Here is a 23,487-nt window from a genome sequence, read left to right on the forward strand (position 1 = left end):
GGCAACCAACCAGGTTTGTTTCAAGATGTCACAACAAAATTTCTACCGGAATTTAGTCATGAACAAATCAATAAAGGGCATGGTCGAATAGAAAAGCGTAGCATCAGTATTTGTCAAAAACTAGATGGTATACGCTTTTGGCCTGGTCCGAATTTATGTATATGTTATTTGCATTTATTGTCTTGATGGTTCAGTAATATTTCTGAGATATTTGATGGGGTTGCGTTACTGGATACCACTTAATCCAGAAATATCATGTCTGCTTAAAAACTTATTAGGCTGATGCAAAGAAGAGTCTGATTACGACCTTGGCCAGGCCAACTCATCCGCTTCGCTGTTTAAATTGACTCATTTAGCCTGAATTTAAATAAAATAAAACAATCTGTGTATTTGGATACTTTTTAGATATTTTTTCAGAAATGTCATGTTATTGTAACTTTAGTAAAGCCTTGCTCAGTCTATTCAGGGAGTCATGATTATCGAGTGGTTCATTCATGATCAACGGTAAAAAACTTCGGTTGAAGTAGAAAAATTATTGGTTTAAAACCTTAGGCACATGGCGCTCGTGTCCGCTAACCTGTCCATTAGACAGACCTCATCATCGGCATGTTTTTTGGAGTTGGATCGGTAGTTTCTTAGCCATCACTGCAACGTCTTACCTTGCTGTAAAAACTAATTCTCCTTAGCTGATGGCTCCTTTTGGTGCTACAAGTGTCTTGATATTTGGTGTACATGAGAGTCCTTTAGCTCAACCTCGCAATGTTATTGGGAGTAATATTTTAGCTGCGATCGTGAGTTTGATAATTCTGCATTTTCTCGGTTCCTCTCCCTTGGCAATGGGAATGGCTGTTTCTAGTGCGATCGCAATTATCCAGTTTACCGGAACTCTGCACCCACCTTCGGGTGCTGTCGCATTAGTCGTCATGATGACGAAACCGGACTGGCAATTTCTGCTAACACCTGCCTTTGAGGGATCGATAATTCTAGTACTATGCGCTGTGATCTTCAATAATTTAGCGGAAGAAAGAACGTATCCGAAACACTGGCTATAACATTGTCTCTAGAGAAAGATTAATCGCATCAAGTACGAAATGTAGGGGCAATTCATGAATTGCTCCTACAGGAAATCAAGACTTTCACTACCTTGTTTGTGTAAGTCCTATTACTCAATCTTTAAGTTGAAAGGCAAGCGGGCGTAAACCCCCTGTGGATCGTTCATCTTTTGCAGAATCCCTAATTCCTGTTGCAATTTCTGGAATTCAGCGGTGAGGGGATTGGCTGATTTGAGTTGCGTCTTCTCAATTCCTAAAAGAGTCTGCACCTCTTGAGTTGCACGTCCAAAAAACCGTTCTCTGAAGCTACTAGTGCGAGGATATTCTTGGACTTCCCAATCTTCTCCTAGTTTCGCCTGTTTGGCAGCATATGCGATCGCACTATTCAAACCACCAATTTCATCCACTAAACCAATTTCCTTGGCTGCCACACCAGACCAAACCCGTCCTTGAGCAATTTCTGCTACTTTTTGTTCTGGGAGTTTGCGACCTTGAGAAACTTTATTTAGAAACATATCATAAATTCGGTTCACACTACGTTGATAAATTGCCAACTCTTGAGGCGATTTCGGACGCGAAACTGTTTGACTATCAGCATAAGTTGCGGTTTTTACAGAATCCCAGGTGATGCCGTTATCACTCGCTAGCTTTGCACCATTGAACAGCAGCCCAAATACACCTATTGAACCTGTAATGGTATTTGGTTCGGCAAAAATGCGGTTAGAGTCGCTAGCAATCCAATAACCACCAGAGGCGGCTACATCACCCATTGACACTACAACCGGTTTCGCTTCACGAGTTAATTTCACCTCTCGCTGCATGACTTCGGCTGCGGTAGCGCTACCACCAGGACTATTAATTCGTAATACAACAGCTTTTACATCCTTATCTTGTCGGATTTTCTTGAAAATTTTGGCAAAGCGATCGCCTCCTACTTGCCCATCTTCTCCTTTACCATCGACAATCTCACCCTCAGCATAAACAACGGCAATTTCATTTTTTGAACTACGTTCTACACCGAAAGATTTGCCAGAAACTTCTGCATAGCTATTCAGGCTAATTTGTCGGAATGTTTTGTCGTCTTTATCGCTATCTGTCAACTTTTTGAGGTCAGTTACCACTTCATCAGGGTATGCTACTCGATCAACTAAACCAGTGGTTTTGGCTTGTGTGGCTTCTAGTAGTGCCTGATTATCTGCGATCGCTTGCAACTGATTAGGTTTAATTTTCCGACTTGCCCCTACAGTAGTGCGCCACTCTCCCCAAACATCATCCAACAATTTCTGAGTTTGTTCGCGGTTTTCTGGACTCAACTTTTTGAGGATAAACGGTTCTACAGCACCCTTAAATTTCCCTACCCGCACGACTTGAACACCAATGCCATATTTCTGCAATGCACCCGCTAAGAACATCGGTTGTGAACTCAAGCCGTTAATTTCCATCATTCCCAGAGGATTCAGTACAATGGAATCTGCTACTGAACTAAGGTAATATTCCTTTTTACTCCAATCACTGCCATAAGCGACAATCTTTTTCCCCGCAGCGCGAAATTCCTCCAACGCTTTCCGAATTTCTTTTAGGGAGGCATAGCCGATGTTACCAGCTTGGCTTGTGCTTGTTGCATCTAAATAGATCCCGACAATTCGCGGATCGCGCCGCGCCTTTTCCAAAGTTTCCACAACTTTACGGAGCGCCATTCTATCTTCATCTACACCTGATATTGTGTTTTGAAACAGTTCGTCTGAACTAGGTTTGCTATCAGTAATTTTCATTGACAAGTCAAAAACCAGGATTGACTTATTTTTCACATTTGGCCCAGTATCTTTAGAGGAGGTAGCAGCCAATATTAGCAAGAACAATCCAGTAGTTCCCAGACCACCGAAAATAATTAGTCCTAGTAAGGTGCCAATTAAACTAGCAAAAGTTTGTTTGATAAAATTACGCATTAGTTATTGGGAATTGGGAACTGGGAATTGGGCATTTACAAATGACAAATACTTCGGCTTCTCTACGAGACGCTACGCGAACGCTCAGTACAAGTGACAAATGACAAATGACCTATTTACTTATTCTATGCGCTGTAAACTATCAGAGTGCTTTAACTGATATAAGGTGGCGTTGCCAGTGCAGAATAATACCGTGGTGATTTCGGCGATTAATACTTCAGCGAGTTCGGCAACTGCTGTCTCTGATGTTGCTGCTGCTTGCAAAAAAGGCATTGCTAAACCAGCTATATCTGCTCCCAAGGCGATCGCTGCTGCAACATCCAGTCCATGACGCAAACCCCCCGAAGCAATTAAGGGCACATTTGGAGCGATCGCTCTAATAGTTGTAATACACTCTGCTGTCGGTAAACCCCAATCAGCAAAAGTCCTCCCTAAGCGACGTTGCAAGGGATTTTCTGCTCGTTCGCTTTCTACTTTTGCCCAAGAAGTACCACCCGCACCAGCGACATCAATTGCTGCTACTCCGGCGGCGATTAGTTTGCTGGCGATCGCTGCTGAAATGCCATTACCAACTTCCTTCGCAATTACTGGCACTGGAAGGTGACTGCATAATCTTGATATTTTGTCAATTAAACCCCTAAAATTAGTATCACCTTTGGGTTGAATGCACTCTTGTAGAGGGTTAATGTGTAAAATCAGGGCATCAGCCTCTAAGATATCAACTACTCGCAAACATTCATCTAAGCCGTACTTGTAGTTAAGTTGTACAGCGCCCAAGTTCGCAAATAATAAAACATCGGGCGCATACTTGCGGACTGCAAAAGTATCAGCTACCTGGGGTTTTTCTACTGCTACTCGCTGGGAACCGACACCCATCGCAATTTTGTAGTGTTGCGCGACTTGGGCCAGACGTTGATTAATGATTGCGGCTTGTTCTGTTCCACCAGTCATGGAAGAAATTAACAAAGGTGCGCTAAGGTGTTTCCCCAGGAAAGTTGTACTGATGTCAATATCGTTGTGGTTGAGTTCGGGTAAGCAAGAATGGGTGAAGCGATAACGTTCCAGTCCATTGGTGATTTGATGAGACTGAACATCTTCCTCTAAACAGATCCGAATGTGATCGGCTTTGCGATTCTGAGTTTGTACAGAGATGTTGGTAGGGGCGTTCACTGGTAGATATGGCTAAAAGTATTGGCTTGCAATCGTTATTGTTACATTGTCTGCAACTGTCTTTTGATAACAAAAATATTTATTTTTGCCATTTTTACGGTACGTTACGCTAGGGAAGGAGTTGTGGGGAGTAAAAACCCCTACCGAAGTATTTGTATCATTATTACAGCGAAATCATATAACCCTTATTACAGCTATTTTCAGGTAAATAGACCACGCGGTAGGGGCGCAAGGCCTCGCGCCCCCATAACACATGTGGTTCAAATACATAAAAACTGCTGTAATACGAACTTTCCCAATGCCGAAAATCTAAATGACACGCATCAGAATGCGAAATTTGTAGTATCCCCTTGACATCACGTAATTTGCATACTACATTTGTATTATCAGGAAAAAAGCCTTCTCAAAAGGCAAAACTAAAACCTCTCGGAACCTTGACAATTGCATAGATGCTAGTTTTTGAGGATTAGTTTAGCAACTTCCTTCGGTAGTGCCCACTTTTGGGGCCGCGATTGGTGTTCGACTGCTCCGAAGCCAACAAACGGACGGTTGCAGGATTCGGGTTCAATTCCCGACGGCTCCACTAGACTTTACTGCGGTTGAAGTTGTGTAGACGCTTCTTTAAAAAGATAAAAGCATCGCAATTATGCTTTCCTTGGGTCTGTAGCTCTAACGGTAGAGTTCCCAGATGTCACTTGTGCCCTGACAGAAAAAGCTTACATACTTGCTCAATGGTAGAGCGATCGTATTTTAAACGATAAGTGTAGGTTCAATTCCTGCGGTGTAACCACAGCTTTTTTAACTCGCACGAGGTGTGAGTGTAACTCTCACAGCGAGGGTATCGGTTCAATCCCGATCAGATCCACTAATATCAATTTGTAATTAAAACAAGAGGTGATTGCAATGGTTCATATTCGATTTGAAGGACGTTCTGTTGATGTCTCAAAAACACAATTGGGAATTGCAGCAGGAATGAATGACGTGGCAGTGAAGGAACGCGTTGCTCGGCATCTAGATGTGAATAGCGATCGCCTTTCTGCTTACGTAATTGATCGCCGTCCTAGTGGTGATTTGATCGTTCGTCCTGAAGCTGTCTATGGTTAGATAGAGTTAAGAGTTAGGAGTTTGGAGTTGTAAATAAATTAGTTTCTTTGACTCATCATTTTTAATTATTCACTCGGAACTTATAACTTAGCACTTTTAAAGCAGAAGGTAAGAAAGTTTAAAACATAAACCTTTGCTTCATTTCTAACTACATAGTTTTATTCCGCCCCCTAACTTGTAAAGCCTACACACACTCCGGCAACCGGAATGCAGGTTCGATTCCTGCCGCTCCCTTTGATGGGAGCGTAGCCAAATTGGTATAGGCAATTGTGAAAACTGCTTTGCTAACTTGTGCGGAATTCCAATTATATAAATTGTATTTGTCTATAACCTTTACTCAATATAGAGGTGAGTTAAATAATGTTAGCTAACTCATGTTAGCCAACTCATGTCTAATAGCAACTTAATTAGAACAACTGCATTTTACCAACGTGAGATATGAGCGAACATCGTTTGAGCGAAATTGTGATTGAGCGTTCTCGCAGTGGAATGAAAATTGGCGGTGTAATCAGAAGGAAATACGATTTATTTTAAATCAACTTTATTAGAAATAAAATTTTCACTTCGTGCCCTAACTGCAAAAGCTTACATACTAGCCAAATGGTCAGGCACTTGACTCTAGCTCAAGCGATTACGGGTTCAAATCCCGTGTGTGAATCCACAGCTTTTTCGACTTGCATGAGGTGATTTTATTTCATTTTAATATGGAGGTACGAACATACCTTACACCAATTCACGAAAATCCTGATACATATAGATTTATTGTAAGAGCATGGCAATGCCATACCCCTATCAGCGTATTTGTATCATTATTAGGCGTTGCTGAATCATGGAATGATTTCGCTTAATTTGGAACGATTTTTCAATGGTTTCAAGCGCCAATTCATGCCGCATTTATGCAACGCTCATTATTAAAGTTAAATGGTATTACATCAAAACTGGCAGTTGTTGCCGCGCCCTGATCGCAGAAGCTTATATAACTCTGAATAAGTTATACCCAATGCTTCTACAACTTGCGCGGTGATATCACCTCGCGTGCAACATCTGCCTCCTTCAATTTTGGTTTTTATATTTTGGATTTTCAATTGCAATCCAAAAGACGCTCGATGACTCGCTCTAAGCGAAGCTATGCCAAAGGCTTTACGCTACGCTATCGTAAATCCAAAATCCAAAATTATTAAAGGAGGTTCCCATGAAAACCGCAGAACGCGATCTGCGTTTGGAAATGCTTAACAGTTTGCTGACAACTCCTCACCGCAAACTTGAGCAAGTCACAGAAATTCATCAGTTAATTGTTGAACTCGATCCCATCTTCTACGGACATCTGGCAGTCTGGTATCAGCTTCATGGTGATGTCCGCGACCACAAGGAAGTGTTTGTCGCTCATTTGTTAACCAGCAATTTGATTGAACACCGAGATGCTGGATTTATTATGCTCCAAGAGTTTCCACCCTATCAAGTGGCTCGTGTAGTGGACTTCATGAAGCAACAGCAGAATAAACTGCCTCGTTCCGCTAGGACTGCGGTACGGCGTTACCTGAAGACACGGGAGAGCAATCCGGCTCTATTTGATCGCGCCGCTCTGCGAGGTCGTAAGGCAATGAAGCACCTATATGCTTCACTGCACATCAAGCCAAATGAGCGGGCAAATGCGATTCTGTTTAGCGATACTCCTCCAGAGGGTTCCTTAGCAAATGTGCTGAAGCAGCTTGCTAAGGCTGAAAATGCCGCAGAACAGGCACGGCTGATTGTGGAGTTCAACATTCCCTACATGATCGCAATTGGTGCAATCAAGCAACTTACACCAGTTGTATTGGTGGCGTTAATCAACAGTATGACTCCCCAAGAAGCGATCAACAACCTCAAGTCTCTCCAGACTAGAGGTGCAATGGATCACCCAGAAGTCAAGAAGCTGATTGATTCTAAGCTGGAAGCAGCGTCTAAGAGTGGGCGTGTCTCAGCATTCAAAGCACAGATTGCTACAGACGCAGGAGATTTTGACGCAGACACCGTTGCTCAACTGGAAAAGGTGACAAACGAACAGGTGAAACGGCGTGGTGCGATCGCTCGTCCAACTGCCTTACTAGTGGACAAATCTGGTTCAATGGAAAATGCGATCGCGACGGGTTTGCAACTCGCTGCCCTAATCTCTGGTATTACTCAAGCAGAACTGTTTGTCTACGCCTTTGACACTATTCCTTACGCTATTACCGCAAAGGGCAAGGAGTTGACCGACTGGGAACGTGCCTTCCAGCACATCAATGCAGGCGGTGGTACTAGCATTGGTTGTGCATTGGAAGCGATGCGGAAGAAGAAGCAGGTAGTTGACCAGATTATCATAGTGACGGATGAGGGCGAAAATGCTGCTCCTTACTTCGGTGAAGTCTACAAGAACTACTGCCGGGAGTTGGCAATAATGCCCAATGTGGTGATTGTCCGTGTGGGTGGTCATTATAACTGGGTGGAGAGCCAACTCAAGCAGCAGCAAGCACCTGTAGATACGTTCACTTTCGCGGGTGACTACTACAGTTTGCCGAACATCGCCCCACTCCTAACGCGCCCCTCTCGTTTGGATTTGCTGATGGAGATTTTGGATATGCCGTTGCCTGTGCGAGATGATAAGTGAGGTTAGAATATGGCATTGCTCATTAAATAAATTTGTGGGCAGTGCTATAGATAGTATGATACGTGCATTTTTTGGTTAGCAATATTTGGGCTGAGATTATTAGTTATAAGACTTACACAAAAAACCTCTCTAACTCTTATTCCTCTGTGTTCTCTGCGTTCTCTGTGGTTTGATTTTCCGTTACCTATGCGTAAGTCCTGAGTTAATTAAAATTATAAGTTAAAACTTTTAATATCCTGCGTGCCCCAACTCTTGGAGCCTACATACTAGTACGAGAGGAAAAGTAACACTGCCAAATGCAGTGGGCGTGTGTGAACGGGGAGTGCAAAGAACCTGGGAGGTAGGCTTAAAAGTAGCCATCCTTGAAAGAGTGTGTAACAACTCACCCGTGGAGTTCCTCTAGTAACTGAGAACACGCAATGCTCCACCAACTTGCACGCAGAATTATATTAATTCGTAATTCGTAATTAAGAAAGTCAGATTTTATAGGGTTGCATTGGTAGCTTTATTTTTGAAAACTGATATTAGTTATGACTAACATATTTAAGCTAATCAACCAAATAGCTAGTGCAGAAGCACAATTATATTCCACCCAATTCCTCGCGCCCTGTGTCAAAGGTGGACGAGTTCGCACACGGGTAGCCGGAATGATCTACACTTTCAGTCCAAAGCCTAGTAATTTTGAAGGTTGGGGCATCTTTCAGGCTGTAAATGAAAAAACAGCAACGGTTATAGAAGAAGCAGACTTACCCCAAATTGTGGAATACCTGCAACATTTTTCCCAAATACGACTGCGGTTAGCACACCAACTGCGGGGACAAACTTGGTTAGCATACCCTGTAAATGAAGCAGATATGTGTCAACGGTTAAATGTGGTTAAGCCGATCACAGTCCACTTAGTTACCGAGGGTATCGCCTTTGAGCAAATCATTGCCCGATGGAATGGACAGTCATGCTGGTTTGAGGAAGTCGATCGCCGTACCGATCTGGCAATTGTTGAAACTTTGCAATCTGCTCTCAAGCAACTCACTCCTGCTGAGGAATTACAGTTTAAAGGCATTACTCCAGAAATCCGCACAGTGTATGAATTAGCAACTCGGCGCATTGAGGGCTTTACTCAACCCCAACAGGATGAAAAACGACTAAAAAAGGCATTGCGGATGGGTGGCGGTGAATTAAATCAATTCCACGATCGCGGTGATTATTGGACAGTCGATTGGACAACGGCTGATGGTGTTCGCCATAGTAGTGCGATCGCTAAAACTGATTTGACTGTTGTTAGTTCTGGCATTTGTCTGAGTGGACGCGATCGCGATTTTGACTTGCAATCCTTAGTAGGTGTCATGGAACAACAAGAGTAGTGAGTATATTAATTACGAATTATTATGAGTATCTTTTTTCACGAACAGCTTTACCGCAGCAATGCTGTGATGACAAAGTTAAAAAACTATCCTGTAACAATTTGTGGGGCTGGAGCATTAGGAGCTAATATTGCGGAAAACTTAGCTCGGTCTGGTTTTGATAAACTTACAGTGATAGATCGCGATCGCATTGAGGAGCGCAATCTTTCAACTCAGCCTTACTACCGTTCTGATGTGGGAGCGTTCAAGGCGAAAATTTTGGCAAATAATTTATATCGAGCAATTGGTACTAAAGTTGATGCCAAGACAAAAGAGTTAACACCAGCAAATACAATTCAACTACTTCAAGATAGCCAGTTAATTGTCGATGTCTTTGACAATAGCGTGGCACGCCAAGCAGTGAAAGATTATGCTGAACAATTAAGCATTCCTTGTCTTCATGCTGGGCTATCGGCTGATTATGCAGAAGTAATTTGGAATGACGTTTATCGCGTTCCTTCTGAGGTGAATGATGATGTCTGTGACTATCCGTTGACACGAAACCTCGTGATATTAACCGTAGCCGTGGCATGTGAAGCGATCGTTTCATTCATTGCCATAGCAGAACAGCGTAACTTCACCATTACCCAAAAGGATCTGACTGTTCAATCTCTGTTTTTGTAGATTGCGTAAACGCTCTTAGCGGCTTGTCGCAGACACAGCTTATCAGGATTTACCAAACTCTGCAAGTTTAAGTAAAGAGCAAATAACAAGCAGTAAGTTTTGTAGCGGAGTATAAATCCCCATTACGAATTACGTTAACGTAGTGGTAGCGACGTAGGAGCGTCATTACGAATTACGTAATTACCTAGCTAGATGGCTGTATATCTTATCCCTATGTCTTCGTAGAGTACCCAAAGCTTGTTGCTCTATCTGTCGCACTCGTTCTCGACTAATACCCATACGTTGACCAATCTCCGCTAAAGAAAGTTCATTGCTATCTGTTAAACCAAAACGTAAAGTTAATATTTCCCGTTGCTGGGGATTTAATTTTGACAACAAATGTTGAATATTTTGTTGGAGAAACTTTTGGTCAACGTATAATTCTGGGGAGAGTCCATCATCCTCCAACATATCTTGTAATTCTATATCTTTTTCTAAGCCAACTCGCAATTCTAGAGAGACAGTTTGACGTGCTAAGAGCAAATAATCTCGAATTTGTTTGGGTTCTAAAGATAGTTGATCGGCGATATCAACTGCGGTAGGAGTACGACCTAATTTTTGAGTTAGTTCACGTTGAATACGCTTGATTTTGTTCAGCTTTTCGTTAATATGAATAGGTAGGCGGATAGTTCGTCCTTGTTCGGCGATCGCTCGTGTAATTGCCTGACGAATCCACCAATAGCCATAGGTTGAAAATTTGTACCCTTTAGTAGGGTCAAACTTCTCAACTCCTCGCTCTAAACCTAAACTTCCTTCTTGAATTAAATCGAGAAAATCTAGGTTACGTCTTTGATATTTCTTAGCAATAGACACGACAAGTCGCAGGTTAGCCTGAATCATTTTCTGCTTGGCTTCATGTCCCTGATGTAGCTGTTGCAGCAGTAATTTTTCACCGATATTTATATTTTCAATCCATTCTTGCTGTGTCGGTTGACGTTTTAAATGGATAGCCAATTTTTCTTTTGCAGCAAGTAAAGCCATCATTTGTTGAACTTGCTTGGCAAAATTAATCTCTTGCTCATGAGTTAATAAAGGTATTCGTCCAATTTCGCGCAGATAAGTACGCACTGAATCAGCAGCAGATAAAGGTTTATCATTTTCATTACTTTCTTCTAAAAACTGGATAAATAGATTATTCATAGTTATTTGAACCTTCATAAATACTGCTTGTTTTAGAGACAAATAAATTTCAATCCGGGAAGATTAGTGTGAAATTCAAAAATTAAATTAGAATGCAATTCTTAATTTTGATGATTAAGGTGCTGACGTTAAACCAATTTGCACTCTTGCTACGCCTCGCTTCGCTAACGCACTCTTGCTACGCCCCACTACGTTCGCAAAGCGTCTCGTAGAGAAGAGAGCAATTACGTTTTGTGACGGGGATTTAGATTTAGGCATTCAATTCGCGCTGCCCTTCTATGGGGACTTAACTCGCATTTCTCATAAACTTGAGGGGAAGAAGGGGTAGAGGGGAAAAAACTTGTACAATAACTCTTCCCTGCTCAAGCGCAGGCTTTGAAAGATGTGCTAAGAAATCCGGGTTAAACACCCAAAGTTTGTTAATTTGACTTGAATCAGTTTGTAGCTTGACTTGAAAAGGTAAAAGTCAAGAATTTGTCTAAATTTTTCTGGTTTTTGTCACTTATAATTATTTAGCCAAAGTAATATTTTTTAAGTTAAGAGTTTAATGTGACAGGAGCTTGTCAAAGAATTGAAAAAGTTATGTCTGTCCAAATTCCACAGGATTTCAACGAAGAAGCAGTTCTTGCTAGAGGCACTTAGCTGGAAGAAACAGGGTTTTCCGATTTTTACAAAGATGTAGTAACTGCGCCATCTTTTGAAGAGTAAATATAGCCAAAAATCTTTAGTCTACTTCAGGGCAGTTCAAGAGACAGGAAAACTGGCCGACGCTCCAGGATGAGCTTATAGCGTTGCCATGCCGTACCACTTGCCTACGGCACGCTTTGCGAACGTGGAAGCAAGCGGGAGCAAAGCGTCTCCAAGAGTTGGCTTTACGCTGCGCTATCTGTTTCCTGCCGCGACCAGACGAGTCTTGGGTTTAAGACCTCATTGTTGCGTTAGCTTCCCACTCTTTACAGAAGTTCAGTGGCTTCAATTCAGGAGGGGTTGAATCCTATAAGTGAATTCCTCCTTCAGCAAGAACTGCCTCCTGCCTCTTTTATGTCTTTTCTAATTCTTCTAGGATTTTGGCCTTTTCCTACCAAACAAACTAGTCATACTTAATCCAGTAACCAACAATCCCAATAGTCCTAGTCCGTTCAAAATCGGGTAGATTCCCTGTAAACCAAATATTTCACCACGATGAATCGAAAGCAGTAGACTACGCTCTAATCCAAGGTTAGCCGACCACTCACCTACCAGCGTAGCTGCAATTCCAGTTAACAATGTTACAGCAAGCGGTAAAGCCAAAATAATCGCCAGAGTCCGGTGGTACTTGCGAAATGAACGCATTATCCAAAATCTCCAGTGGAAACTATAGCACTTTGAAACTTGATCATTTACAGAACTATTTGTTTCAAAGCCAAATATAAAGACTGTTTTCCTACTAAGTAAGTTGGCACAATAAAATCAAACTGTGTGAAGAAAAGTAAACAAGGATCAAGACTTTTTTCCCTTGCTCCCTGCCTTATCCCAACGATAATTATTTACCTCAACTTACTTATCTTCTGTCTTTTTCCTCCTGCTTTATGTTAGCTTTACCTCACTTTTTAGAAACACTGGCGATATTTGTGTTAAGTGTTTGTAACCCTTTAAGAGCTTTCGCTTTATCTTTTGTTTTCAGCGCACCCTTCACCTGGGTCGCAGTATCTTCGATTACATTATAGGTTTTTGAAGATTTAGTTTTGACACCATCCTCAACCTTAGACCAAGAGTCTTCAAACTTATTAAATTCCTGTTGAGCTTTGTCAAAGTTTCCACCTTGCACCGCAGTTTTGGTATTTGAAACTACACTGACCAAAGCATTAAAACCTCCCTGTGGAGCAACAGTTGTTTTAGATACTGCTGTCCCCGCCGTGGTTTCAGTGGCAGCAGGAGTCTGGGTAGTAGATTTTTGATCACTGTTGCATCCTAGTAATGTTAGTAAGGTAATTGCGGTAACGGGAATGATGTAGATTAAGCGTTTCATAAGACCTCTTGAATAATGATAAATCGCCAAATACTGACAGTATCAGCTACTATATCAGCTAAAGTTACTGGAGATGTAGGAACATTTGATGCAGTTTTTATTTCGGTAACAGGTTGTCATATTATATACATTTTTTCCTAATACGGGTGCATCAAGGCTGTTTTTGCTTATCAATTGTGAGTTTACGCACTATCATTTTTGATTGTTAACAAGGTGCTATTTGTTAACTGGTTGTGATTAAAAAATCTTGAATGCAGTTAACAAATTGTTTTAACTCTAAAATTAAGTTAGTAGTATCTCTAAGGTCTTGATGGTAAGCCAATCGTTCTAGTTTGTCAGCTGCTTGATACATAGCTGTGGCTCCAATGTTGGCACTAGCACCTTTAAGGTGATGAGCTTCTCGCGCAATTTGCCCAAAGTCATAAGATGCGATCGCTGCTTTAATTATCTCTAAACGGGGTTTTATATCTTCAACGCATACTTGCAATAGATTTAATTCAAATTCTGTGTCATTTCCCGATATTCGATGCAAGTGTTCCCAATCAATTCCTAAATCAGTGGTAATTGTCTGCTTATATACAATTGCATCTTGTTTTGAGAGGATCACACCTGTCCAATGCTCTAGGGTTGCAGCCAATTTTTCTTTAAACACTGGCTTAGTCAGATAGTCATCCATTCCGGCATTGAGACACATTTCTTGATCTTCTTTCATCGCATTAGCTGTCATCGCAATCACCACAGGACGACGACGCAGAGCAAAAGTATGCTCTTGCCAACGGTGAATTTCTTTTGTAGTTTCTAAGCCGTCGAGAATTGGCATTTGGCAATCCATTAGAATCAAATCGTAAGGAATTTTTTCTAATAACTGCAAAACTTCCTTGCCATTAGCAACGACATCGGCTTTGTAGCCTAAACTATCGAGTTGCTTCAGGGCTACTTTCTGATTCACCAAATTATCCTCAGCTAAGAGAATTCTTAACTTGAATTTAGTGGCGGGGTCAGGGGAAGAGGAGGTAAGAATGCCTAAAGTTTCTGGACTCTGGATTTCTTCAATAGCCTTTAGCCAAGAGCCTTTAGCCCCTTGTTCTGATTTCGACTGAGTTTCTAAAATATTGATAATGGCATCAAGGAGTCGTGATGGCTTAATGGGTTTGACCAAATAAGTAGCAAATCTGATTTTGAGCTTCTGCTGCACTTCATCCCGTTGATTAGTAGAGGTGAGCATAATCAAAGGTATTTCAGCAATTGCAGAATTGGCTTTAATTTGTTCTTCTATTGTCATGTCATTTTTTATATCAACTAAGACGACATCATAAGATTTCCTTTGCTCACAAGCTTTCTGAATAACTTTGAGAGCAGTAGCAATACTGTCAGCTTGATCTACCTGCATTCCCCAATGAGTAGCTTGATGGGAGATGATTTTGTAATTAGTAGCGTTGTTATCCACCAATAACAAGCGGCGATTGTTCAAAAGTCCACGTTCGCATTTTGGCAAAACAGGCTCAACTTGCTTGGTAAAGAGCACCTCAAACCAAAACTTAGATCCTTTCCCCATCTGACTTTCTACCCCAATTACTCCTCCCATCAAAGTCACCAGTTGTTTACAGATGGCTAATCCTAAACCAGTACCACCATACTTGCGAGTGGTTGAAGCATCCACTTGGGTAAATGGCATAAAGAGTTTGCGTTGATCTTCAAGGCTAATACCAAGACCTGTATCTGTGATGGCAAAATGAATGGTGGCTGTAGTAGAGGTAAGCGAACGCAATTCGGCTTGCACTAATACTTCGCCAGCGCTGGTGAACTTGATAGCGTTGCTGATTAAATTCATGAGAATTTGCCGCAGCCTACCAGTATCTCCTTTGAGGTAGGTGGGGACGTTATGCTCAATTAGTGCAGCAATTTCTAATCCTTTGTTATGGGCTGAGGGAGCCAATAATTCCACCACTTCTTCTAGACAAGTGGATAGGTCAAAATCTAGAGTTTCGAGAGCCATCTCTCCAGCTTCAAGTTTGGAAAGATCCAAAATCTCGTTGATTAAACTTAAAAGTGCGTGTCCACTACTACGAATTATTTCAATAAAATCTCGCTGTTCTGGGTCTAAGGGAGTATCTAACACCAAACTGGTCATGCCCAATACAGCATTCATCGGAGTGCGAATTTCATGACTGATATTTGCCAAAAAGGCACTTTTAGCCTGAGAAGCTAATTCGGCTTGGCGACGGGCAATTTCAAGTTCTTGTCGCTGACGAGTTTCTGCTGTTAATAGTTGAGCTTGGGCTAAGGCAATACCTACTTGGTCGGCTATTTGCCGCAAAAGATGAGTTTCAAAGCTAGACCAGTGGTGGGAATCGTCACACTGATGAACTATGAGCAAACCACAAAGTTCTTCTTTGACAAGAATGGGCACAACCAAATTGACTTTGACCCCAAACTGTTGGATTAATTCTAGATGGTTTTGTTCGACTTCTGGCAGATCGAAGTTAGCTAGCCCTAAAATTTGTCCTTGACGGTACTGCTGTAGATAATACTGGTGTAGATATTCGGCTCGGAAGTAGGGGGCGCTGATATTTTGCTCTTTGATTGTTGGTAAGCCAGAAACTACTGCTTCAATAACGGTGGGTGCAGATTCATCAGGCAAAAGCTGATAGATCAAAACTCGGTCAGTCTGGAGAATTTTTTGTACCTCCTCGACAGTGATTTGAAGAATTTCTTCGATTTGCAAAGACTGACGAATCTTGAGGGTGATTTCGGTAAATAATTGCGATCGCAAGTTTTGCCGTTGTATTTCTTCTTCAGCCTGTTTACGTTGGATAAATTGCCCCACTTGCTCACCGATAGAATTCATTGTTTTGATCAAATCTTGGTCAGGCGCTTGGATCTCACAGTTGAAGCAGGTAATCACACCAAGAATTTTATGACCGCTACGGATCGGAAAACCAAAAGCTGCGTGTAGTTGTACTTCAGGGCTGATTTTGAAGCGGAAGAAACTGAGTTCTTTAACGATATCAGCGATCCAAACTGGTTCAGAACTAGCCCAAACCCGGCCTGGTAAGCCAATTCCTGGTGCAAAAGTGGTTTGCTGATTCAAGGCTTCAAACTCTTGCACATCAAGGGATGCTTTACACCACATATCGAGAAAACGCAGCACATTTGCTTGCTCATCCACCATCCAAATTTCACCCAAATCCCATGCCAAACTCTCGCAGATCCCTTGCAAGGTTTGACGAGTAGCTTCGCTAATCGTGGTGGACTCTGCTAAAACGCGAGTTGCAACATATTGTGCAGTCAGATGCTGTTGTACTCGTTTGCGAGCGGTGATGTCAATGCCAGTGCCAACAATGTATTCCACCGATCCTTCATAGTCTTTTAAAAAGGTATTCGACCAGGCAATTAGTCGGCGACTGCCATCCTTCATTACCCAATAGTTTTCGTGTTCTATGAAGCCTCTACCAGTTAGCAATTGCTCAAAAACTGCTTTGGCTGACTCCACCTCTTCAGGAACTAGAAACAAGTTCCACAAATACCTACCCCTCACTTCATCGAAGGAGTAACCTGTTGTTTGCTCACAAGCTTGATTGAAGCGAACAATTTGCCCTTGGGAGTCAGCAACTATTACTAAGGCGCTGGCTGTATCCAGGACTGCTGAGATAAAGTTGTGTTCTTGGTTTGAGGCTTCTTCTACTCTTTTGCGCTCAATGACCTCACGATAGATGAAGTAGTAGACTACAGCAAGAACGAAAAAACTTAGGCAGATGGCGATCGCAAGTGTCAGAATTGTGTTGCGATTAGTGGCTTTTTTTGCTTGTAACTGCTGTTGGAGTCGTCCCCTTGCCTCGTTTTCTATCTCATTGATCGCCTTGCGGATATCATCCATGAGATTTTGTTGATTATTTCTCGCTAGTACTTGCAATGCCGCCTCTAATCCCTTGTTTTGGCGCAAGTTAATAGTCTGTTTTAGTTCAGTAAATTTAGCCGTTATGAGAAATTCAAGCGTTGCAATTTGCTTTTGTTGATTTGGTTGATCTGCTGTCAAACTCTTCAAGTTAACAATTTCTCGAGCGACGTTAGCAAGTGCTGCTTGATAAGGTTTGAGATAAATTTGTTTTCCAGTGAAGATATAACTACTTTGTTCAATCTCAGCATCCTTTATCTGGTACTGTAGTTTTTCTAGACTGTCGATTTTTTTATAAATGTTCTTTACTATACTGCTATTGTTAGTAAATACTCTTGTATTTTGATAATAAACGACACCAATTCCAACTAAAATTGCCGATGCTAAACCAAAACCTGCTGCAATCTTTTTGAAAAATTGCTTGCCTACCCTCTGCGCCTGTTTGCTTTTCTTGGTTATAAGTACCAAACTTGCTAAATTTCGGCGTAATTCCAGTTGTTTGATAACTTGACGACCTAAGGTTCGTAATGCCTCCACTTGTTCTGGTGTAAGTTCTCGTGGTACATAGTCAATTACACATAGAGTTCCTAGCGCATATCCCTCAGGATTAGTCAAAGGTACACCAGCATAAAACCGAATATTTGGGTGAGATGTTACCAGTGGATTGGTGGCGAACCTTTCGTCTTTTATTGCATCAGGCACAACAAAAACATCAGGCTGTAGAATAGCATGGGCACAGAATGCAAAATCTCGATGTGTTTCTAGGGCATCTAAACCGACTTTTGACTTGAACCACTGACGGTTTGTATCAATTAAGCTAATTAAAGCAATAGGAGTCTGACAAATATACGAGGCTAAACGCGTGATGTCGTTAAAAGCGGCTTCAGATGGGGTGTCAAGAATCTTATACTGCAAAAGTGTTTCGATTCTCTGTGCTTCGTTATCAGGTAATGGTGCTTTCATCCTTATTCTGCGGATTAGGGGCTGGGGATTGGGGAACTCGGGGCCCCCACGAAGTGGGGATTAGGGGCATGGAGACTGGAGGGAATTTGAGATTGGCGATTAGGGGGAATTATTAAAAAAGAAGTCTTTATCTTGTTTTTTCCCATTCCTTAGTACCCAGTCCTCAATCCCCAGTACTTAGTCCTCAGTCCCAAATCCCCAATTTGTCAACAAACTTACTTTTATTAATGACAACACTTTAGTGAAAAGCGTTAGCGTAATTTCACTGAGTTCGATCTTATTAAAGAATCTGTTAAATGATTAAGTCCCTACTGTATTTTTTGTGGGCTGGTTTATTTGAAATCGGAGGCGGCTACCTAGTCTGGTTATGGTTGCGTGAAGGTAAGCCTTTGTGGTGGGGCATATTGGGTGGAATTGCTTTAGCTTTCTATGGGATTATTGCAACTCTTCAATCGGCAAATTTTGGCAGAGTGTATGCGGCTTATGGTGGCGTGTTTATCGTAATGGCAATGTTGTGGGGTTGGAAGGTAGACGGGGTAACTCCAGACCGCTACGACTTAATCGGAGCATGTTTAGCTTTAGTAAGTGTTTTAATTATCATGTTTGCGCCTAGAACTTAAGTAAGATTTCTATATTATTTTTTCTTAATAACTTTTATATTGTTCCTTTTTAAACAGATAATTATCTCATCCAAAATTGTAAAGGTTTTTTAGCAACTAACCTGCAAGAAGAAGCTATCTGGATATCTACGCTTTTCTGCCGGAGATAGAAAGATAACTCATCATATATTTGGCTAAATTCTCTGATAATTTTACAATACTTCTCAAAGATCACACGTATTTTGGTTTATAACAGGAGGTAACTAAAAATTTTAAATTTTGTATCGTTTGAATAAAATGCTACTCTTCAAAAAAAGATGCAATTAAATGATTGCGTACTTACATCTTTATTCCCATCTTGGCAACTACAAGCAGGATTATCTTTTTGTTAACATTTCAAGAAAATTGAGATTAAGTAACTTTCAACACAAAAATGTGTAACTAAAAGTAATCAAATGTAGTTAAGTATACAAATAATTGGTGCTTAGGAAGAAAAAGAAGTGTTGAAGAAAGTTGTGATGATTGGGGCTATGACCCTACTGTTTTTAGGAGGGCCACTGATGGGCAATGCTTTTGCCCAAACACCAGCTGCTGTGCCTACTGCTGATACTGGAGATACAGCATTTATGCTGATTTCAGCAGCATTGGTACTGTTAATGACACCAGGATTGGCGTTTTTTTATGGTGGATTTGTGCGATCGCGCAACATCTTAAACACATTGATGATGAGCTTTGTGTTGATGGCGATCGTGGGAGTTACCTGGATTTTGTGGGGCTATAGTCTTGCCTTTGCACCAGGTTTACCGTTCATCGGTGGATTGCAATGGTTGGGGTTGAACAATGTCGGGTTAGAGATAACCGATTATCTCAAAGGGTCAAACCCGGCGGAAGTCGTCTCCTATGCCGGAACGATACCTCATCAGGCATTCATGATCTACCAAGCCATGTTTGCCATTATCACCCCAGCCTTAATTTCTGGCGCGATCGTTGAGCGGATGAGTTTCCGCGCCTATTCGCTGTTTGTGCTGCTGTGGTCAACCTTTGTTTACGCTCCTCTGGCCCACATGGTATGGGCAAAAGGTGGATTCTTAGGTTTGTATGGTGGATTAGGTGCCCTCGACTTTGCAGGTGGCACAGTAGTTCATATCAGTTCTGGTGTTTCAGCCTTGGTAGCTGCGATCGTCCTTGGGCCTCGGAAAACCCATCCCGATCGTCTTAGCCCGCCGCACAACGTCCCCTTCATTTTGCTGGGTGCTGCCTTGCTATGGTTTGGCTGGTTCGGCTTCAACGCTGGCAGTGCCTTATCTGCTGCTAGTGGAACTTCTGGTAATTTAATAACAAATTTAGCAACAACAGCCTTTGTTGCAACCAATACGGCGGCGGCGGCGGCAGCTTTAATGTGGCTAATTTTGGAAGCAGTTTTACGGGGTAAACCTACAGCCGTGGGAGCAGCGACAGGAGCCGTTGCTGGTTTAGTTGGTATCACTCCTGCCGCCGGATTTGTCACACCGCTATCAGCGATTTTAATTGGTTTCGTTACCGCCTTTGTTTGCTTCTATGCTGTGAGTTTTAAGCACAAGCTAGAAATTGATGATGCTTTAGATACCTATCCCGTGCATGGCGTTGGTGGTACAGTGGGGGCTATTTTAACGGCCATCTTTGCTACAACTCAAGTCAACGGCGGAGGTAAAGACGGAGTGCTGCGTGGTAATTTTGGTGAATTGGGAGTTGAACTAGCAGCAATTGTCGTTGCTTATGTGATCGCAGGTGTTGGTACGTGGATTATTCTCAAGGCGCTCGATGCTACAGTCGGGTTGCGAGTCAAAGAGGAAGCTGAATATCAAGGTTTAGATATCAATGAACACGGTGAAGAAGGTTACAACTCCGAGTTTGGCGATCGTCCCACTTAGTAGAGAGTAGGGAGTAGGGAGTAGGGAATAAAGAGTTATTATTCTCCCTCATTCCCTACTCCCCAATTTAAAGAAGTAGGGGGTAACGAGTAGGGAGGATGATCTGCACTCAAAACTTTTGTTGTTGTCGAGCCTCAGGGTGAGCGCGATAGTCAGCTATTTTACGAGGGTCAATTACAAGGAAGACTTTCGCTCTTAATGTATACAACTTGTAAGTTTATTTAATATTCGTACCAAAGATCGAATGAAAAAACTAATTCCATTATCTGTTTTAGGTTTTGCCGCCGCATTAAGTCTAACAACACTGCCATTCGCATCTGCTGAATCAAAATCTAATCTGATTATTCCAGGTCAAAGCATCGGGCAGACACACTTGGGATTGAATGGCGGTATCAATCTGGGCAAACCTCCAGATGCTGGAGATTTTGCGATGATGAAAGGTGATTCAGTCTGGGTTTCAAAACAAGGGAACAAGAAAAATACGCTGTACATTCATTACCTCAAAAACGCAGCATTGAACGTCCAGCCAATTGATGGTATAACCATTGAGACTATTCGGATTACATCTAGCTGGTTTCATACAGATAGCAACATCTCAACCGAAAATACTAAAGCGCAAATCCTTCGCCGCTTTCCTAAAGCAAGCTCCAACGAGAAAGGCACTCTGTTCGTTGATGAGAAACTTGGCATTGCCTTTGAGTTTGCACAATCTACTGACAATTCGCCCTGCATTGCCATTTCGGTTTTTTCACCTAGTCGTCCATATGTAACGACAAAGGAGCGAGTCCAATACCTTCTGGATAATAACTGTAATAACAAATCTTGCTAATGCTAAGGACAAATAATTCGACGTTGCATAAATGCGGGATGAATCGGGGGTTGAAACCATTGAAAATTCGTTCCAAATTGGGCGAAATCATCCCATGATTCAACAACGTCAATTATCCAAGTTATATTTCTAAGTTATATTTGTAAAAAAAAATATAGATTGTAATTATACGTCGTAGACGTGATTACTCCTCAGTATCTTCAAATGAATGCAGAGTTATAGCAAGACCATTAAGGAGATGAATTATGGCAATTTATCTGGACTCAGCGATCGCATCTGAAGCTGAAGTTGTTAAGCTTTGGGGATGGGTGAAAGGCATTACCACAAATCCCACGCTGTTGTCTCAAAGCGATACCCCACCAGAAACCACGCTCAAAAAATTGCTTGGCTTGACGAATGGGCCGTTATACTATCAAATTGTGGCATCTGATAAAGCTCTTATGCTAGCTGAAGGTAGAAAAGCTTTCGAGATTATTGGTTCGCAAACAATTTTGAAGATTCCCGCAACACCGTTAGGTTTTGAAGTGGTGGCGAGTCTATCACCAGAAATTACCTGTTCGGTAACAGCAATTTACAGTGCAGCACAAGCAGCAGTAGCACGGGAAGCAGGAGCTAAAATTGCTATAGCTTATGTAAATCGAGCTACGCGGTTATTAGGTGATGGTATTGCTTTGGTGCGGGATATGGCTAGCGTACTCAAAGGCAGTGATACGGAAATCTTGGCGGCTAGTATTAAATCTCCTGAAGAAGCAGCCGCTTCATTGCAAGCCGGGGCGGATCATTTGACTTTACCATTGGCAATGCTGCAAGCGATCGCAACTCACGAATTTTCACAGAAAACTGTTGAAGATTTCGCTAAAACAGGCATTGGCTTAAAATAATTTGTAATTCGTAATACTTCGGCTACGCCCTTCTCTACGAGAGGCTGCGCTCAGTACAAGTTCGTAATTCATAATTAAATATGAGTTTGTCAGATATTCCTAATCTTTGGGTTCCTTTAGCACTTTTAGGTTTGATTATTGTCGCTGCTGTATTTTTCAGCCGCAGCAGTTGATATTTAACTATTACAGTGGAGATGGAGGTTTAGTTCTATGTTCGCTGTTGGCACACCCAATACAATCCATTTGCCCCCAGGCGCAGTAGTCCGTCTACCCGGAAGTTGGCAATAATATTACATATATAATACAAAATATGTTACTCTTTAGGTGGTAACTGTTTGTTGCTTGAATTTATTCTCAGAACTGCTTCTTCGGTAGACTCAATTGAATACTCAGGAGTTTTTTGTGCTTACTTTGAGAACCCTACAACCTGGAGATGAAGTATCGCTAGAAGAATTTCTTTTGCAACACAGCGATACTTCGATGTTTTTGCGCTCTAATTGGCGAGTTGCGGGACTACTTGACCAAGGTGCAAGATTTCAAGGAACTTACATAGCGGCATATATAAATGAAACTATAGTGGCAGTTGCAGCCCATTTTTGGAATGGGATGATTGTAGTTCAAGCCCCTGTACATTTGACAGAAGTGGTGCAAGCAGTTGTGGCACAATCTAGACGTGTTATTTCTGGAATTAGTGGTCCAGCAGCACAAGTCGAAGCAACAAAAAGCATTTTGGGACTTAGCAACCGACCAACTCAGCTTGATCAGCCTGAGATATTGTTTTCTCTAGCATTACGAGACTTGCAAATACCTGAAGCTTTAGCATCGGCAAAGGTGCAGTGTCGTTTACCGCATCCAGATGAGTTGGAATTACTCACTCAATGGTGTGCTGCTTATAGTGTAGAAACTTTAGGACAAAGAGATACTCCCAGTTTAACAACAGCTAGCCGTCTCGTAATTGAAGCACGTCAAGCTACGGCTATGCATTGGGTTTTGGTAGCAGGAGATACCCTAGTTTCCTACTCTGCTTTCAATGCCAGCCTACCTGATATTGTACAAATTGGTGGAGTCTGGACACCGCCAGCGTTACGGGGTAAAGGCTACGCCAAAAGTGTAGTAGCAGGCTCGTTGTTAGAAGCGCGATCGCTCTTAGTAAAACGTGCCATCCTGTTTACAGGTGATAATAACCAAGCAGCCCAAGCAGTTTATCGAGGAATTGGCTTTTTGCCTACTGGTGATAAGTATGGCTTAGTCTTATTTGAAGAGACTCAGGCTTGATAAATATTCAGTTTAATAGAAATATC

General features: G+C 41.9%; 17 protein-coding genes and 1 tRNA gene. 12 read left to right on the forward strand and 6 right to left on the reverse strand.

Annotation, left to right across the window (positions count from 1 at the left end):
• Together V7L20_RS08535 and V7L20_RS08540 are read left to right on the forward strand one after the other, a co-directional pair.
• Positions 1-186: hypothetical protein (locus V7L20_RS08535; protein ID WP_442943516.1), on the forward strand; the 186-nt coding region annotated here is incomplete at its 5' end.
• Positions 187-689: 503 nt separating this feature from the next.
• On the forward strand, positions 690-1,052 hold the full coding sequence (locus V7L20_RS08540) for an HPP family protein (protein WP_334743656.1): 363 nt from the start codon (positions 690-692) through the stop codon (positions 1,050-1,052).
• Between the two features lie 110 nt (positions 1,053-1,162).
• Here V7L20_RS08540 and sppA read toward each other — a convergent pair whose 3' ends face one another.
• Together sppA and fni are read right to left on the reverse strand one after the other, a co-directional pair.
• On the reverse strand, positions 1,163-2,998 hold the full coding sequence (gene sppA, locus V7L20_RS08545; protein WP_334743657.1) for a signal peptide peptidase SppA: 1,836 nt from the start codon (positions 2,996-2,998) through the stop codon (positions 1,163-1,165).
• A 120-nt stretch (positions 2,999-3,118) separates the two neighbouring features.
• On the reverse strand, positions 3,119-4,168 hold the full coding sequence (gene fni, locus V7L20_RS08550; protein ID WP_334743658.1) for a type 2 isopentenyl-diphosphate Delta-isomerase: 1,050 nt from the start codon (positions 4,166-4,168) through the stop codon (positions 3,119-3,121).
• 719 nt (positions 4,169-4,887) lie between these two features.
• On the opposite strand from fni, the gene V7L20_RS08555 reads away from it, so the two are divergent.
• The 5 genes from V7L20_RS08555 to V7L20_RS08575 all read left to right on the forward strand — a co-directional run bounded on the left by V7L20_RS08555 (position 4,888) and on the right by V7L20_RS08575 (position 9,922).
• Positions 4,888-4,958 (forward strand) — tRNA-Lys (locus V7L20_RS08555).
• Positions 4,959-5,071: 113 nt separating this feature from the next.
• A complete protein-coding gene (locus V7L20_RS08560) occupies positions 5,072-5,272 on the forward strand; it encodes a hypothetical protein (RefSeq protein WP_334743659.1) in 201 nt (66 codons plus the stop codon).
• A gap of 1,192 nt (positions 5,273-6,464) precedes the next feature.
• The gene (locus tag V7L20_RS08565; protein WP_334743660.1) at positions 6,465-7,898 is read left to right on the forward strand and encodes a vWA domain-containing protein; all 1,434 of its coding nucleotides are present in this window, start codon (positions 6,465-6,467) and stop codon (positions 7,896-7,898) included.
• Between the two features lie 530 nt (positions 7,899-8,428).
• Positions 8,429-9,259, forward strand: a complete 831-nt coding sequence (locus V7L20_RS08570) for a hypothetical protein (RefSeq protein ID WP_334743661.1) — start codon at positions 8,429-8,431, stop codon at positions 9,257-9,259.
• 24 nt (positions 9,260-9,283) lie between these two features.
• Complete coding sequence (locus V7L20_RS08575) at positions 9,284-9,922, forward strand: HesA/MoeB/ThiF family protein (RefSeq protein WP_334743662.1); 639 nt, start codon at positions 9,284-9,286, stop codon at positions 9,920-9,922.
• A gap of 180 nt (positions 9,923-10,102) precedes the next feature.
• Here V7L20_RS08575 and V7L20_RS08580 read toward each other — a convergent pair whose 3' ends face one another.
• From V7L20_RS08580 to V7L20_RS08595, 4 genes are all read right to left on the reverse strand, one after another.
• Positions 10,103-11,101 (reverse strand): RNA polymerase sigma factor, RpoD/SigA family, encoded by a 999-nt coding sequence (locus V7L20_RS08580; protein ID WP_334743663.1) that lies wholly within the window; start codon positions 11,099-11,101, stop codon positions 10,103-10,105.
• 1,059 nt (positions 11,102-12,160) lie between these two features.
• Entirely contained in the window at positions 12,161-12,433 is a 273-nt protein-coding gene (locus tag V7L20_RS08585) for a peptidase (protein ID WP_334743664.1), read from the reverse strand.
• Positions 12,434-12,683: 250 nt separating this feature from the next.
• Positions 12,684-13,109 carry a DUF4363 family protein gene (locus V7L20_RS08590; RefSeq protein WP_334743665.1) on the reverse strand — a complete coding sequence of 142 codons (426 nt, stop codon included), beginning with the start codon at positions 13,107-13,109 and terminating at the stop codon, positions 12,684-12,686.
• 223 nt (positions 13,110-13,332) lie between these two features.
• The gene (locus tag V7L20_RS08595; RefSeq protein WP_334743666.1) at positions 13,333-17,967 is read right to left on the reverse strand and encodes a GAF domain-containing protein; all 4,635 of its coding nucleotides are present in this window, start codon (positions 17,965-17,967) and stop codon (positions 13,333-13,335) included.
• Between the two features lie 296 nt (positions 17,968-18,263).
• On the opposite strand from V7L20_RS08595, the gene V7L20_RS08600 reads away from it, so the two are divergent.
• The 5 genes from V7L20_RS08600 (at position 18,264) to V7L20_RS08620 (ending at position 23,461) form a co-directional block, all read left to right on the forward strand.
• Positions 18,264-18,587, forward strand: a complete 324-nt coding sequence (locus tag V7L20_RS08600; protein WP_334743667.1) for a YnfA family protein — start codon at positions 18,264-18,266, stop codon at positions 18,585-18,587.
• A gap of 509 nt (positions 18,588-19,096) precedes the next feature.
• Positions 19,097-20,476 (forward strand): ammonium transporter, encoded by a 1,380-nt coding sequence (locus V7L20_RS08605; protein ID WP_442943517.1) that lies wholly within the window; start codon positions 19,097-19,099, stop codon positions 20,474-20,476.
• A gap of 244 nt (positions 20,477-20,720) precedes the next feature.
• On the forward strand, positions 20,721-21,305 hold the full coding sequence (locus tag V7L20_RS08610) for a hypothetical protein (RefSeq protein WP_334743669.1): 585 nt from the start codon (positions 20,721-20,723) through the stop codon (positions 21,303-21,305).
• A 245-nt stretch (positions 21,306-21,550) separates the two neighbouring features.
• Positions 21,551-22,186, forward strand: coding sequence for a transaldolase family protein (locus V7L20_RS08615; protein ID WP_334743670.1), 636 nt, complete (start codon positions 21,551-21,553; stop codon positions 22,184-22,186).
• Between the two features lie 402 nt (positions 22,187-22,588).
• Entirely contained in the window at positions 22,589-23,461 is an 873-nt protein-coding gene (locus V7L20_RS08620; RefSeq protein WP_334743671.1) for a GNAT family N-acetyltransferase, read from the forward strand.
• The last annotated feature ends 26 nt before the right edge of the window (positions 23,462-23,487 follow it).

Origin of the sequence: Nostoc sp. (assembly GCF_036916735.1) — a bacterium.
Lineage (GTDB): Bacteria > Cyanobacteriota > Cyanobacteriia > Cyanobacteriales > Nostocaceae > Nostoc.